We start from the raw sequence: 13,953 nt of genomic DNA on the forward strand, positions 1-13,953 counted from the left end.
CTCTCCACCAGGCGCAGCCGAGTGCCGTTCGGCACCGGTTCCAGGGTGAAGTCCACAAGCGTCTGGGGTGCGTCATCCTCCGCCAAGCCCTCGATGGCCCACCAGAACGCGAAACGGTGTGGTGGGTCGACCACCGCGATGGTGGCGACGGAATCCTCGTCGAGGTCGTCCCAACGGAAGCATGCGCGCCCACCGGGCCGCAGATCTATCGCCGCCACCGAGCCGAACCACCGCGAGAGCCCTTCCGCGGTGGTCAGCGCGGCCCACACCCGCTCGATGGGGTGCCGCAGCACCACCACGCGTTCGATCGCGTCCGAAACCATGCTCACTCTCCTTCGCAACCTGTAGGTTGCCAATAAATGGCAACCTACAGGTTGCGATCGTCGCCCCGCAAGTCCTGGCGCGGAGGGCCCTCTATCGCTACGTTCCGGCAAGTCCCAGCTCGTCGAGCTGATGACCGACCGGGCGTTCGGACGACCACCCGCGACGGCCGCGAACCAGCGGCAGGCCGTCGAGCAGTGGGCCGACGGACTGTGGCGCGCGTACGAGCGGCGCCCGTGGATCCTGCAGGTGCGAACGAGATCCGCTCCGATCGGACCGAACGAGCTCGAATGGTTCGAGGACTGCGTGGCCGCGTTGACGAAGACCGGTCTGGACCACCAAGAGCTGGTCGCGATGGCGACCTTCATCTCCTTCGCTGTCCGCGACCTCGCCCGAGTCTCCCACGAGCTGCAGCCACAGCATTCGGCTACGCCGAGGGCTTGAGCAGATCTTGCACGGCGACCGGTTCCCGACCATCGCTGCGATGCTGTCGGCGGGATCGTTCTCCGACGAAAGCGACGACCCCGGCGACCTCCGGGCGCGGCTGATCTTCGCCACCGCGGTCACGTACGTCGCCGTCGTCCTCGTCGCGGTGTCGCTCGAAGCGGGCACGGTTTTCGCTCAGCCGGACGACACGATCGACCCCACGACCGACGGCCTGCTGGCCCACGCGACGGTCCTGCTGCACGGATCGGTCACGCGCATTCTCGACGTCGTGCTCATGGCCGCACTTGGCTACGCGGTACTCCGCTCTGGCGCATTTCTGAGATCACTCGGCTGGGCGGCCGCACCCCTGCCGCCGTGTCCCGCACCCTACCCCTGGGCTTGATCGCCTACAGCCTGGTCATCCTCTGGTACGCCCACCACGGCCACAGCCCCGCCGTGGTGACCGAGCACCACCGCCGCGCCCCGTGGTACCGCACCAATGCCCAGCCCCGCTTCGACGACATGCTCGCGCTGCTGCGCCGTACGATCATCGCCGCACGATTTTCCGTCATCCGCCCCGTCCAGTCCGACCCCGCGAAAATCACCGACGACGAGCTGACCTGGGCTAACGCAATCGGATAACGGCCAAACTCGAGCTGCGAGCGGGCGTGCTGTATTTCGCCGTCGAGTGGATTCGGCCGCAGGCGGAAGATCAGCCGGGCCGCCCCAGCTCATCCGGGTTGATCCTGTTCAGGGAGTCGGCCCTGCAGAATCAGGCACGAATATATAACAGGTCGCCTGCACAAGGTGTTGTGCAGGCGACCTTTTGGCGAATCAGTCGGCCTGTACTAGCGGGTCGCCGCTCGGCGACTGTGAGGCCTTCGCTATTGCTTTATCGCCTATCGGCGATTAGTGCTTTCCGGGGAAGCAGTGGACTCCGCCATTGAACCAGGCGCCAGTTACTGCCCATTCGAAATAGGGCTGCAAACGGGTGATCCCGGGCGACACGCATACGCGGCCGATGTTGCCCCAGATGTCCTCGACATCCAGCATCACCGTGGTGGAGGGATCGCAGTGGTTGTACTGCGCGCCCTGACCGCCTATCCACCCGCAGGCTGCCGCGGCCTTGGTGTTCGAAGCCGTCGTGGTGGTGGCCTGTGCAGCGGTAGTCGTCGCCACGAAGAGTGCCATCCCGATGATGGCGGCACCTGCGAGTTGCTTGCCGTTCATCTTTCTCCTCCGATTCATTTCATACAATAGTGAAGCATCTCTCCCTGATAGGAGAGGCGGTGCAGTCCTGCCGTCATGAGCTCCTTGACCACTTCAACGAACTCCGGAAATCTCTTCCCTGCAACGACAGGTGATCATCATTGCATACCCCATATCGCATCAACCGCCCTCGGGAGCGTGACAACGCAATCGTCACCGAATGCAGTAATGGAGTCAATGCTCTTCGAGAAAGGTTGAAACATCGACCGAGGAGCCGAAGGAATTCGCATAGCGTGAGAACCCGCGTTCCGCAGATGTGTAGCGAGAAAGCACACAGATATGCCGTCTGAACCGCGGAAACGCTTGCGGGCACGCTGATGCGGCGTGTCACTCGGCGTGAGTGTTGTGCCTGGTCAGGCGTCTGTGGTGGGGATGGCTTCGACGATCTTCTTCTGGGTCGGGATGTCGAGTTTGGCCAAGATGTCGCGCTCCACGGATGTGGTGTATGAATCGATCTTCGCGTGATCCTGTTTCTGCAGGTTAAGCGGTAAGTGTCTGTGGGAGTGGGCTCTGTGCTTTGTGGATGACGCAGCGTTGGCGCAGCGAGCGGGGCCTGCTCAGCAGCGCTGATCAGGCCGGGTGCGCCGTCGGAGACGATCAGTAGCGGCGGTTGCTCACGATCAGCTTGTCTCCGGCTTGCCGGTTCGGCCGCGACTTCGAGACGAGCGCTGACGGTACGCGGCGACCTTGTGACGGTTCAGGCAGGTCGACGAGCAGAAACGTCGTTGACCAGCCGGGGAGGCATCGGTATACACGTCAACGCACTTCGAGGCGTGACACGTTCCGAGGCGGGCCTGCTCATGGTTCATCAGCCACTCCAGCAGGCACGTACCCAGAGCCGCGGGGAGAACCTCGCCCGGCGCGTCGACCATCCAGCACAGGCCCGATTCGGTCGCGACGGGTGAGGGACGGGCGGATCGCAGGAGGCCGTTCAGTTCCTCGAACGCACGGCTGTCGTGTGCCGAGGAGAACACCCGGAAGGCCGCATTCGCCGCCGCGACGAGGTCGCCGACCGCGGGAATGGGCAGGCGGCCGGGCCACACCAAGACATCGGCCGCATCGGGGTACGGCATCTCCTGTTCGCCCGCAGCCGCGCGCGGGCGAACGGCGTACTCGTTTACGAAAACGACCACGCGGCTCACGTCGAGCGCAGGGACGGCAAGCACAAGCACAGTGTAACCGCAGGAAGCTGTCGTTCAGGTTACATCGATGATAACCTGCAGAACCGTGTCTACAGGTTACGCATGGGTAGACCTCGGTGTCCTGCCTACTTTCATCGCCGCCGTTGTCGTCCTTTTACTGGCACCGGGGCCTGACATGGCCTTCATGGTCGCCACGGGGGTGAGGGGCGGCCGGAGAGGCGCGACCCGAGCCGCCCTGGGCGTCACCGCGGGAGTTAGTATCTACGTTGTTCTCACGGCCCTCGGCCTGGCGCGTTCCTCGCCGCCGCGCCGGGTGTCGCCGACGCGATCCAGCTCAGCGGTGCCGCGTATCTTGTGTATCTCGCATGGGTGACTTGGAGGTCCAGCGGGTCGCCGCTGGAGACGTCCGCTGTCCGGCCCGCAGACATGTTCCGGCGTGGGTTCGTGGTGAACATCTCCAACCCGAAGATCATGCTCTTCTTCACAGCGTTCCTGCCGCAGTTCCTCGGCGATGCCCTCGAGAACCCCGTCCTCCAGCTCCTGATGCTGGGCTTGATCCTGCAGATACTGGGACTTCTCACGGATCTTGCGATCGGATACGCCGCGGGCGCAATGCGCGACCGGGTGCTGCATCGTGCGGGGGTCCGGATGCTCCTGGAGCGGCTCGCGGCAAGCGTCTACGCCGCGCTGGCGACCGTCTTGCTGGCCGACGCCGTCCAGTGAGGCGACACATAAGCACATCAGCTCGATCTTCGCCCAGCTCGGCCTGTATCCGGCCGACAACGGCCAGGTCTCGCCGTAGCGATGTCCCTGGCAGGGGATACATGTGTGCCGGACGAGCTTGTTGAGAGGTGTGGGATGAGAACGAGCTTGGTAGTGGGTCGGCTTGACCGGGTGCCGGTGTCGGTGACTTTGGCTCCGGCCTTGTCGATGCTGGCGTTGGTCACGGATGCGCTGTCAGGTCGTGGCCGGGGTGCGCCGGAGAGTTGGCGGAACTTGGTTCGATCGGCCGCCGGAGCACAGGATGACATGGTGGTGCGGTCATTGGCCTCGCCCGGGTTCAGCGTGCTGCCCGATGTGGTGCTGCCAGGGGAGTTCACCAGGGATCTGGAGGTACCGGCGCAGGTAGCGATGCTGCGTGATCTGCCGGCGGAGATGTTACTGACGGAGCTGGAGGTGATCACCGGTGGGCGGCCGGCGCCGCATTGGCAGGGCGCGGTGGACGACCCCAAGCGCTGGTTGCACGGTTACGCCGATCTCCTCCAGGATGCCTGGTCGGCGATGAGCCCGGTATGGCAGCAGATCCGGCCATTGTTCGATCGTGAGGTCGAGCGGGTGGCGGTGGCCGCCGCCCGTAGATCGCTGGATGTAGTGCTCGACGACCTGCATCCCGGTTGCAGCTTCCACGAGGAAACTTTCAGCTTTCCCGATTTGGAGCCCGAGAGGTTCTCCATCGGATCACGCGGGATGGTGCTGATGCCGATGCTCGCCGGCCCCAACGCGCTCATCGCTCGCCTGGACGGCCCAGATGCGGTATGGATCGGCTATCCCCTGCCCGGTCTGACCCATGGCCTCACCGCTGCACCGGCGGGCCGGCACGGTGGCGACCTCCTGGCGTTTGTCATGGGCGATGTCCGCTCGGTCATTCTGACCAGCCTGGACGGGCCGCTGACGATGGGTACACTTGCCCGGCGCGTCCAGTACGCGCCAAACGTGGTCACCTACCACTGCGACCGGCTGGAGTCGGCCGGGCTCATCGCGCGCCGGCGGCAGGGGCGCGAGATCTACGTGCACCGCACCCGGCGCGCCTCCATCCTGGTAGAGCTGTTCGCCACCTGATCGATCCGCCGGAGGGTTCTCCTGCCGCTACGGCTGGCAGAACGCAGTCACGTACGTTCGAGCCGACGGGATCCGTGCTCTGTGATATCAGTACGCGAGATCGTAGTCGTGAACGTTACTGCTCGGAGACACTAATTGACACGCGCCGGGTTTGTACCAGCAATATCCGTCTTTGTAATATGTGGGCATGACGTTGTAGCCTGCGTTATCGCAGTTATTTTAATAGTGGCGCATCGAGCCGCCCTTGGGATTGAGCGCGTGCACGTCCACGCCGGGCGCCGACTTTAGGATGCCAGCCACGAGAAAAGACGTCAATTAGTTGGAGAAATAGTGAAATGTTCCGCCGAGGTGGTGTGTGGCCAATTGTGCTCGGAATGCGCCCGCCATCACGGCAGCGGCGAGTCCCGCGAACCCAAGTGCGCAGCTTGGCTGATACGACACCTCCACCGCGGCGCGCTCGTCGCCAGCTTGTCAAAGATCCGTTGGCGGTATGCCGCTGCTTCTTCGGCGCATCCAGGTCCGCCCGCAGCCCTTATTCGATCGCGGAGTTGTAGGGATCCCAGCCGTGTGCGGCGGGCCGGGTCGTGTGAGAGCTGACCGTTCAGCTGGCTTATGCCGCTTTCCACGGCAAGGACGTCGGTGACCTTCCATATGGCGACTGGAAAATCCTTTGTCAGGAGCTTGAAAAGTAGAGACCACGTTGGACTGCGGGCGGCGAAATCGCAGAAACCTCGCGGAAAGCACCCAACGCATTTCACGACGCCCGTATCAGATACCACCGCGCACCCTTGGCTCAGATGACCGCTGGCGCAGGTGCGCGGCAATCGGGTAAGGCGCTGGGAGGCTTCGCCATCGTCCCCTCGCTCATCCGAGCGCGAATCGTTCAGGGTTTGTCGAACTGTAGAGATCGCCCCGAATCGCCTTGCTAGCGTCATCACCGTCGTTCACTACATTCAGGAGATATCGATATGACCATTCGCAGGACGGCTACCTCCGTCATGGCAGGGTGCGCCGCGACCCTCGCGCTCATCTCGACAGGGGTGGGCACAGCTGAGGCTCGGGTCGCCAAGGAGACGGCCACGGTCTCATCGGCCGCCACCTCATCGGTGGAGTTGGCCTCGCTGACGCGCTACTACAACGGCTCCAAGCATTGGAGCACCACGGGGACGGCACCCGGCGGCAAGTACGCCGTCGAGGGCAAGGTCGCGATCCTGGCCACGCAGGCCGAGGGCAGCGTCCCGATCTACAGTTGCCTGGCCGGGCACGCACCGCTCGACCAGTTCCTGAGCCACCACCGCAGTTGCGAGGGTGACCGCAACGCGTTCCTGCGCCTGGAGGGCTACGTCTACAGCAGCCCCGTCCCCGGCTTCACCCAGCCGATCTACCGCTGCCACTGGGGCAAGTCGCAGAGTCACTTCTTTTCTGTCGCGTCCGACTGCGAGAGCACCGGCGCCAACCCGATCAAGAGCGAATTCAGGCTCGGCTACGTCAAGCGATAGATCTCCGACCGTTCCCGGCGATTGAGGCGATTGCCTCCTCATAGTCCACCGGATTACAGGTGGCCTTCTCAACGCCATCTCCCTGGGCGCGGTCGAGACACAGCGGTGCCCATGACAGCCCAATGTCTCCCCTCAGGTCGGGTGGCCCGGAGGGGCCTCACCTCCGGGCCACGCGACCTTAAGCTTGTTCGAAAGATCATTAACGTTCGGCGTGGCGGCGTGACAACTATGCTGGTGGCGCTGGACCACCCACGTCGGCCGTAGGTCTCGGCCGGCACCGACTTTGGTCGCTGTCACCGACCCATGGCAGGGCCCGAACTCGATGAAGGTGACGGAACTGCGGGGGGCGACGGCGCTCCCGCCCACGAATACCGGTGGGCGCTGCCGTCGGCACTGCTCGGCGACGCTGGCGAGGGCGGGCGGGTGCGGCACTCGATGCGCGACTGGATCGTCGATGCCCTCATGTTCCTGCTGGTATACGGGGGAAAGACCGCGAGATCGACAGAAAACCACCAGCTAGGCCAGGCGCCCGACCCTGTCCCGCTCGGAAATACAGTTTAGTGCTGTGAGCTGGAGTTTTGCTGCATGATCAGGGCGGTGGCTGCGACCATCTCGAGGTGTTGCTGTCGCTGGTTTACCGGTTGGTGAGGGGCTTGTTCGGCCTGCTGACCGTGCTGATCCGCTCTGATCTGCCCAAGGATGTTGAGCTGCTGGTGCTCCGTTAGGAGAACGAGGTGCTCCGCCGACCGCGGTGGGGTCATGTCGACCGGCTCTGGCTCGCGGCGTTGTCCCGGCTGATCAGCCGCTGCCGGTGGGCGGCGGTGTTCCCTGTCACCCCGGCGACGATCTTACGCTGGCATCGCACCCTCGTGAGGCGTAAGTGGACCTTCACCGACAGACGACACCCGGGACGCCCTTGCACCCGCCGGCCGGTCAAGGCACTGATCGTGCGGATGGCGCAGCAGAACCCGACCTGGGGACACAGAAGAATCCAAGGCGAGCTGGCGCGCCTGGGCTACTCGATAGCGGCCTCCACGGTGTGGGAGATCCTGCACGCCGCCGGTATCGATCCCGCACCCCGCCGGGCCGGCCCGACCTGGCGGCAATTCCTGACCACCCAGGCCCACGCGATCATCGCCTGCGACTTCATGGTGGTCGAGACGGTCCTGCTCAAACGGCTGTATGTGCTGATCTTCATCGAGCACGGCACCCGACGACTGCACCTGGCCGGAGTAACCGCCCACCCGACCGGAGCATGGACCGTACAGCAAGCCCGCAACCTGGTCATGAACCTGGGCGATCGCATAACCGAGCTACGGTTCTTGATCCACGATCGGGACCCATTCTTCACCTCCGCCTTTCGCGAGGTCTTCCAAGCCGAAGGGTTACGGGACATCACCACACTGCCGCGGACGCCGAAGATGAACGCCATCTGCGAGCGGGCCATGGGAACCCTACGCCGCGAACTCCTGAACCGGATCCTGATCCTCGATGAACGCCATCTGACCGGCGTCCTGCAGGAGTACCTGATCCACTACAACGCGCACCGGCCGCACCAGTCCCGGCGCCAACGGCCTCCGAACATCGCAACACAGCCCTCCCGCGACGTGACCGAACTCGACGACCTGCGATCCATCCACCGAAAACCCGTAGTTGCAGGCATGATCAGCGAATACCACTACGCCGCATAACCACAGCTCAGCCCACGTAACTCAATATTCGAGCGGCACACGCCGGCGCGTTCAGATTTCTCATCCGGGACCCTGACGGCAAATTCTCCCGCTCGTTCGATGAGGTGTTCACCATCAGCGGTGTACGGGTCATCAAAACGCCCGTCCGGTCACCACGAGCAAACGCGTTCGCGGAGCGGTTCGTGGGAACGCTACGCCGTGAATGCCTCGATCAGCTGCTCATCCATGGAGATCGGCACCTGCGCAAGGTCTTGACCGAGTACGAACACCATTTCAACCACCATCGCCCGCATCAGGGCCGTTCCCTCCGCCATCCCTTGCACGACCCCAGCCAGATGATCGACCTAACCTCCCGGATCCACCGCCGAAGGACCGTCACAGGACTGATCAGCGAGTACCGCAGTGCCGCCTGATCGCCCGGCAAACGCCCAGATCAGCAACAGTATCCGCGTTTTGGCACCGCACACGAGGCCCGCCGCTATATGAGCCTGGAGGTGCTGGCCAAGGCGCGTCTGAGGGTGATCGCCGGCGACACACCGACCCAGAACACAATCCCGCAGACACTTACCGCTTAACCTGCAGGAACAGGATCACGCGAAGATCGATTCATACACCACGTCCATGGATGGACCCAGCACGGTTGGAAGGCCGTCCGGGGCGACGACGTTGGCTGTAGTCCCACTTCTTCACCACGAGTTGGCGATGCCAGGCCAGCAGCGTGGCCGGGGTGATCGAGAAGATCTCTGCCCAGCGATGGCGAGGTATCAGGGACGAGAGTGCCGCCAGCCACAGGCGATCGGATGGTTCGTAGCGCACACGTGGAACCTGACGGCGCAGGACCGCGTTCTCATGCCTGAGCACCAGCAGTTCCGCCTTCGTGGAGACCTCGCTCCGAAGCAACAGTGCGGGCAGGGACAGCAGACGTCGGGTTACAGCGTACACCGTGGACAAGAGTACGAAGGATGCTCTCAGGCAACCCGGGTCAGCCGCTCGCCGACCTGCGGAGTACCCGATCCCACATGGCGACGGCCAGCGCTGGCGATGATTCGTGTTCTTGAGCCCCACAGGCTCGGGGCGCGCTCGACCGCGTCCGTGACGGCGCCACGACCACGGAGCTCACCCAAACCGGAGAACTGGCGCTGGTCGCCTGATCACAGCCCCAGACCGAGCGTCCAAGGTCGGGCACGCGAAACGCGGCCGCGCGGAGACCATTACGCGGAGGCGCGGGGGTGGTTCTGGTCGCGCCAGGCCCGAGGCGAGGTTCCGTACGTCTGTTTGAACATCTTGCTGAAGTGGGTCGCGTCCGCGAAGCCCCAGCTCCGCCCTATCGCCGCGATGGTCCGCAGCCGCCCGTTCGGGCCGGCCAGTTCCCGCCTGCATTCGGCCAGACGGCGCGTACGGATCCAGTCTCCGAGGCTGATTCCCGAGCGGGACAGCACAGCGTAGAGATGGCGTACGGAGATGTCGTGCGCGGTGGCTATCCGCGCCGCCGACAGATCCCGATCAGCCAGATGCTCACGGATGTAATGAGTGATCCGCAGGCTGAGCGTCGCCTCCAACGGTGCCCTGGCCAGGCCGGAGTTGCCGTGCTGGGACGTCAGGACGGCACGGAGGAGTTCGACGCTGGGTTGCACGGCGGCGTCGGCATGCACACCCTGGTGTAATTCGTCGGTGACGGTCAGTTGGGAGAAGTAGGTGAAGGCGAGACGCGCGATGGGGTTGTCGGATCCCAGGGGGACCGCGGTGATGTCTCGCAGCAACCGGTTGGGGAGCGCGAGTACCGCGCGGGGGAAACGGATGAAGCGGTGGTCGACTCCCTCGTCGAAGAGAAGTGTGTAGGGAGCGACCGACTCGAAGACGGCGCAGTCTCCCGGCCCCAGCAGGCACTCGCGACCGTTCTGCACCACCATGCTGCTGCCCGTCATCTGAACACCCAGAGTGACGGCCGGCTCCTCATCCTCGCGGGCGAGCCGCTCCGTCCGACGGATCGTGACCGCGGTCGCCCGCGCCGAACAGATCCTGAGAGGCCCGACGGTACCGAGCCCTATGCGAACGGCGATGTCCTCAGCTGGCGGACCGTGGTCGATGTCGACTGCCACCATGGATTCCCACACCGCGTTCCGGACCACTTCCTCCCGGTCCTGCGGCGGTATGAACGCGGTGTCCAGGACCGGGCTCATGAGGCGGACCTTCTTCCGTGTCGGTCACAGAGCTGGCCTGGCAGTGCCTCGGCCCGTTCCCCCACAAGACCCCCCTCGACACGGCCGGTTCCGACATCAGTTTGTCGGGATCGCCTCTCGCTGTACAACGGCTTCGACTGGCACACGCAGGGCCCTCGCCTGATAGGGCGCCTGAAGCTGTGCACCACTGACAAAGTTCCCAGCATGAATGACAAAGTCCGAAGCCCACGATAACCGTAAGGTCCATGGACGAGGCGAGAGAAGGGAGAGTTAGGTGGCGCTGCTCGTGGGCGGCCGTGGCCGAGCGTCATCACGGTGGATCACGAGGAGCTCGTTCCAGGGCAGCTTACGGAATCGGCGGGCCTGACCGCGCTGGCTGTTCCTGAGCGTGAGGAGGTAGTGGGCGCCGCGTTCGTGTAAGTGGGCGACGTGAGAGCGCTGGACGTGGACAGCATCGGCGGTGATGTCCACCGACGCGATCGCCTGGCGTTTACGGCGTCAAGCGGTGCTTTCGCCGTCGCCTCCTGTGCCGCCGCTTCCTCCTGACCGTCCTCCTCACCGCCGCCAGCGTTCACGACCCCGCAGCCGGCGCCCACCTCCTCGACCACCTCGCAGCCCACCACCCCACCCTCACCAAAGCCTGGGCCGACAACGGCTACAAGAACAAAGCCACCGAGCACGCAGCCAGCCGCGACAAGCCCGTGGGTTTTCATGATCGATTGTGTAGACACGGCAGCTGTAGTTCTTGATCGTTGAGCCTTGATCCACAGACGGCCCGTCATCCCTGGATGTTCACGTGGGCCGGCAAGGGGTCGCTCGGCGGAGCAGAAGGCGTCGATCACGTAAAAGTCCAACTCAAACCGCTTATCTGCGGAACCGATTCAGTCGATTGCGCATCCTGATCTTTTTCCTATCACCCACAACAGGGGGACATAATGTGGCACACGGGGCGTAACAAGAGGATTGCGGCCGCGGCGGCGCTGAGCGCACTGACGGTGCTTCTCGCCACCGGATGCTCCTTCAGTCTTGGCTACACGGAGAAGAAAAATGAGGCGACGGCCAGCGAGGAAGCAGCCGCTGTCGAGGAGGACCCGGCCGAGAAGCAGCCGACGGTCGAGGAGACGCCCGTCGGTGACGACCCCGCAGAGCCCGAGAACGCGGGCGTCAGCGAGGGCGGGGCCGTCCACAAGGCCCGAGTCGCGCAGACGATCTCCGACAAGATCGCCGCGGACGCCGGCAGGCGTCCCGACAGGGTCACCTGTCGGGAGCACCTCCCGGCCCGGGTCGGCGCCACGATCCGCTGCGAGCTCACTGCCGGCAGCGACACCCTCGGTGTCACCGTCACTGCCACCTCGGTCAACGGCAACCAGGTCAATTACAACTTCAAGGTCGACGACAACGTCGAGTAAACACAGAGCCCGCGCGACCCGTTCGGGAAACGAAAGGCCCGGGTCGGAGATCCGGTCCTTTCGGGGACCGGTCCCCGAAAGCGGAAGGCGCAACGCGTGGACCGAGGCGGGGACCGAGGCCGTCGCTCCGGTGCCCGACGAGAGGCCCAACGGCTCTGCGGGGACGAGCACTGGGACCTGCGACGGGGAACGCCTCGGCAACACGCGCGGGGGATTGGGGAAGCAGGGCGGCGCTCTGGCGAGAGCAGCGGGCTGGCTCACGAAGCCACTGGTCGGGTCGCTCCGGAGCGACCCGACGCGGTTCACTACGGGGACCGGGCTGTGGGTGCCCGAAACTCGGCCGTGGGGGCTGACCTGGGATTCGGCTTTCCCGGTCTGGCGGGCATGATCGCTGTTCATGACGCTGCGGTTGCTCTACCTGATCTTCGTCCAACTCGCGAGTTGGCTGGTGCTGCTGGGTCGCTCGCAGCAGTCGAAGGACGCGGAAATTCTCGTCTTGCGTCATCAGCTCGCGGTGTTGCGCCGGCAGATGGCAAGGCCCCGGCCGTCGTGGGCGGATCGGGCGGTGATCAGCGCACTGGCGCGACTGCTGTCTCCAGCCGGTCGTCAGCGGCTGTTCGTGACACCGGGCACGCTGCTGCGCTGGCACGCCGATCTCATACGGCGGCGCTGGACCTTCAAGCGCCGCAGCCAGGGGCGGCTCCCACCCGCGCCTCCATCCAGGCCTTGGTGATTCGTCTAGCCCACGAGAATCCGCTGTGGGGTTACCGGCGGATCGCCGGAGAACTTGCCGCTCTGGGCTACCGGGTAGGAGCCTCCACCGTCTGGCTGATCTTGAAGAAGGCCGGCATCGACCCCGCGCAGCGACGCGCAGGACCACCTGGAGTGAGTTCCTGCGCGCTCAAGCGACGGGGATCTTGGCATGCGACTTCTTCCACTGCGACACCGTGCTGTTCAAACGCCTGTACTGCCTGGTCGTCATGGAGATCAGCACCCGCCGGGTGCACGTCCTCGGCGTTACCGAGCACCCGGCCGGACCATGGGTTGCACAACAGGCCAGGAACCTCATGATCGACCTGGCGGACAGAGCGGAGGGGTTCACATTCCTCATCCGCGATCGAGATACCAAGTTCACCGCAACGTTCGACGAAATCTTCACGGCCGCAGGCATCCGCATTCCCAGGACACCGCCTCGGGCTCCACGAGCCAACGCGTTCGCCGAACGCCGGATCGGCGGCCTGCGCCAAGAACTTCTCGATCGGATCCTCATCGTCAACGCCCGCCACCTTCGACGCGTGCTAGCCGCCTACGAGACACACTTCAATGAGCATCGCCCCCATCGCTCTCTGCGCCAGGCCGCTCCGCTGCGGGCCCTTCCCGACCCGGTCGAGGACGATATCAAGGTCATCCGACGTGACCGCCTCGGCGGACTGATCCACGAATACGCGCAGGTCGCATAGGGCGGCCGAGTTCTTGGCACCCACAGGGGCCGCTGCTCTTCCCGCAGCAGCCGGAGACGGTGAATGGATCATGGTGTGTGCGGGGTTGGTGCGGGCGAGCACATATGGAGCACACAAACGCTAGACGAAAATTCTAGAACGCGCCCGATACCGCATAACCGCAGGTCAGGACATGATCAAAGCGCGCCCCGCAGGATTCGAACCTGCGACCGTCGGATTAGAAGCAAGATCTTTAAGTGCCGCGCTATGCCGTTGGGTGATAGTTGATGCCGCCTCATCGCGTTTTGTGTGTCCGGCAGTGCCAAGTCCTGACGGTGTGTGACGGGGCGTACGAGCACACACCGAGCACGGCCGCCGCCCTGTTCGGTCATTGCATCGCGGCTCCCCGGAATGGATCCCGCGTTCCAGGAACGCCCGCGCCATCCATGGACGACGGTCGCAGTGCTCGGCACGCGCTCCAACCCGTACACCACTCCCGTGGACACTAACGCGCCCCTCAGTACGTGCGCGGGCGGCGGACATGTCGTGGACGGAGCCGGGTTCGACTTCGCCGATCCACAAGGGCAGGCCATCTGGTGCCGAGAGGGCTTGGAGGTTGCCGGCGTGCTGGTGGGCCTTGCCGGAGTACCAGGCGTCGATGGATTCGCCATTGACGCTGATGGTCTGCTCGGCGCAGCGGTCGATGGGAATCAGGGTGCCGTCCAGGATCACATATGC

General features: G+C 64.5%; 18 protein-coding genes and 2 pseudogenes. 13 read left to right on the forward strand and 7 right to left on the reverse strand.

Features of this window, described 5'->3' with window-relative positions; translation table 11 throughout:
* Positions 1-323: SRPBCC family protein (locus tag BLS95_RS48395; RefSeq protein ID WP_218136365.1), on the reverse strand; the 323-nt coding region annotated here is incomplete at its 3' end.
* A 130-nt stretch (positions 324-453) separates the two neighbouring features.
* Here BLS95_RS48395 and BLS95_RS48400 point away from each other — a divergent pair.
* From BLS95_RS48400 to BLS95_RS48410, 3 genes are read left to right on the forward strand one after another with little or no spacing between them, the layout of a single operon-like run.
* The gene (locus tag BLS95_RS48400) at positions 454-765 is read left to right on the forward strand and encodes a TetR/AcrR family transcriptional regulator C-terminal domain-containing protein (RefSeq protein WP_090946392.1); all 312 of its coding nucleotides are present in this window, start codon (positions 454-456) and stop codon (positions 763-765) included.
* Between the two features lie 7 nt (positions 766-772).
* Positions 773-1,150: a hypothetical protein gene (locus BLS95_RS48405; RefSeq protein WP_090946393.1), complete on the forward strand. Its 378-nt coding sequence runs from the start codon at positions 773-775 to the stop codon at positions 1,148-1,150.
* On the forward strand, positions 1,147-1,389 hold the full coding sequence (locus BLS95_RS48410; RefSeq protein ID WP_143044220.1) for a hypothetical protein: 243 nt from the start codon (positions 1,147-1,149) through the stop codon (positions 1,387-1,389). Before BLS95_RS48405 ends, BLS95_RS48410 begins: the two co-directional genes overlap by 4 nt.
* Positions 1,390-1,656: 267 nt before the next feature.
* Here the strand turns inward: BLS95_RS48410 and BLS95_RS48415 are convergent, their stop codons facing one another.
* Entirely contained in the window at positions 1,657-1,977 is a 321-nt protein-coding gene (locus BLS95_RS48415; protein ID WP_090946395.1) for a DUF6355 family natural product biosynthesis protein, read from the reverse strand.
* A gap of 363 nt (positions 1,978-2,340) precedes the next feature.
* Here BLS95_RS48415 and BLS95_RS56430 point away from each other — a divergent pair, with 363 nt between their 5' ends.
* Positions 2,341-2,481, forward strand: a complete 141-nt coding sequence (locus BLS95_RS56430) for a hypothetical protein (protein WP_176993801.1) — start codon at positions 2,341-2,343, stop codon at positions 2,479-2,481.
* A gap of 155 nt (positions 2,482-2,636) precedes the next feature.
* Here the strand turns inward: BLS95_RS56430 and BLS95_RS48420 are convergent, their stop codons facing one another.
* Positions 2,637-3,182, reverse strand: a complete 546-nt coding sequence (locus BLS95_RS48420; RefSeq protein WP_143044221.1) for a CGNR zinc finger domain-containing protein — start codon at positions 3,180-3,182, stop codon at positions 2,637-2,639.
* 160 nt (positions 3,183-3,342) lie between these two features.
* On the opposite strand from BLS95_RS48420, the pseudogene BLS95_RS48430 reads away from it, so the two are divergent.
* From BLS95_RS48430 to BLS95_RS60085, 6 genes and pseudogenes are all read left to right on the forward strand, one after another.
* Positions 3,343-3,881: pseudogene (locus BLS95_RS48430) on the forward strand (LysE family translocator).
* Positions 3,882-4,016: 135 nt separating this feature from the next.
* Complete coding sequence (locus BLS95_RS48435) at positions 4,017-4,997, forward strand: winged helix-turn-helix domain-containing protein (protein WP_218136366.1); 981 nt, start codon at positions 4,017-4,019, stop codon at positions 4,995-4,997.
* Between the two features lie 968 nt (positions 4,998-5,965).
* Entirely contained in the window at positions 5,966-6,496 is a 531-nt protein-coding gene (locus BLS95_RS48440) for a hypothetical protein (RefSeq protein ID WP_143044222.1), read from the forward strand.
* 578 nt (positions 6,497-7,074) lie between these two features.
* A complete protein-coding gene (locus BLS95_RS57335) occupies positions 7,075-7,221 on the forward strand; it encodes a hypothetical protein (protein WP_218136367.1) in 147 nt (48 codons plus the stop codon).
* Between the two features lie 9 nt (positions 7,222-7,230).
* Entirely contained in the window at positions 7,231-8,187 is a 957-nt protein-coding gene (locus tag BLS95_RS48445; RefSeq protein WP_218136368.1) for an integrase core domain-containing protein, read from the forward strand.
* Between the two features lie 104 nt (positions 8,188-8,291).
* Positions 8,292-8,600, forward strand: a complete 309-nt coding sequence (locus BLS95_RS60085; protein WP_218136369.1) for an integrase core domain-containing protein — start codon at positions 8,292-8,294, stop codon at positions 8,598-8,600.
* A gap of 193 nt (positions 8,601-8,793) precedes the next feature.
* On the opposite strand, the gene BLS95_RS48455 is transcribed toward BLS95_RS60085, so the two are convergent.
* From BLS95_RS48455 to BLS95_RS58695, 3 genes and pseudogenes are all read right to left on the reverse strand, one after another.
* Positions 8,794-9,129 (reverse strand): hypothetical protein, encoded by a 336-nt coding sequence (locus tag BLS95_RS48455; RefSeq protein WP_176993804.1) that lies wholly within the window; start codon positions 9,127-9,129, stop codon positions 8,794-8,796.
* A gap of 269 nt (positions 9,130-9,398) precedes the next feature.
* On the reverse strand, positions 9,399-10,367 hold the full coding sequence (locus BLS95_RS48460) for an AraC-like ligand-binding domain-containing protein (RefSeq protein WP_090946402.1): 969 nt from the start codon (positions 10,365-10,367) through the stop codon (positions 9,399-9,401).
* Positions 10,368-10,667: 300 nt separating this feature from the next.
* Positions 10,668-10,832: pseudogene (locus BLS95_RS58695) on the reverse strand (ISAs1 family transposase); the annotation flags it as partial.
* A 470-nt stretch (positions 10,833-11,302) separates the two neighbouring features.
* Between BLS95_RS58695 and BLS95_RS48470 the strand changes: the two are divergent.
* The 3 genes from BLS95_RS48470 (at position 11,303) to BLS95_RS57345 (ending at position 13,236) form a co-directional block, all read left to right on the forward strand.
* Complete coding sequence (locus BLS95_RS48470) at positions 11,303-11,776, forward strand: DUF4333 domain-containing protein (protein ID WP_090946404.1); 474 nt, start codon at positions 11,303-11,305, stop codon at positions 11,774-11,776.
* Between the two features lie 397 nt (positions 11,777-12,173).
* Positions 12,174-12,509, forward strand: coding sequence for a hypothetical protein (locus BLS95_RS57340; protein WP_218136370.1), 336 nt, complete (start codon positions 12,174-12,176; stop codon positions 12,507-12,509).
* Between the two features lie 214 nt (positions 12,510-12,723).
* The gene (locus tag BLS95_RS57345) at positions 12,724-13,236 is read left to right on the forward strand and encodes an integrase core domain-containing protein (RefSeq protein WP_218136371.1); all 513 of its coding nucleotides are present in this window, start codon (positions 12,724-12,726) and stop codon (positions 13,234-13,236) included.
* 165 nt (positions 13,237-13,401) lie between these two features.
* Here the strand turns inward: BLS95_RS57345 and BLS95_RS60090 are convergent, their stop codons facing one another.
* The gene (locus BLS95_RS60090; protein WP_176993805.1) at positions 13,402-13,947 is read right to left on the reverse strand and encodes a transposase family protein; all 546 of its coding nucleotides are present in this window, start codon (positions 13,945-13,947) and stop codon (positions 13,402-13,404) included.
* Between the last annotated feature and the right edge of the window lie 6 nt (positions 13,948-13,953).

Origin of the sequence: Nonomuraea jiangxiensis (genome assembly GCF_900099965.1) — a bacterium.
Classification (GTDB): domain Bacteria; phylum Actinomycetota; class Actinomycetes; order Streptosporangiales; family Streptosporangiaceae; genus Nonomuraea; species Nonomuraea jiangxiensis.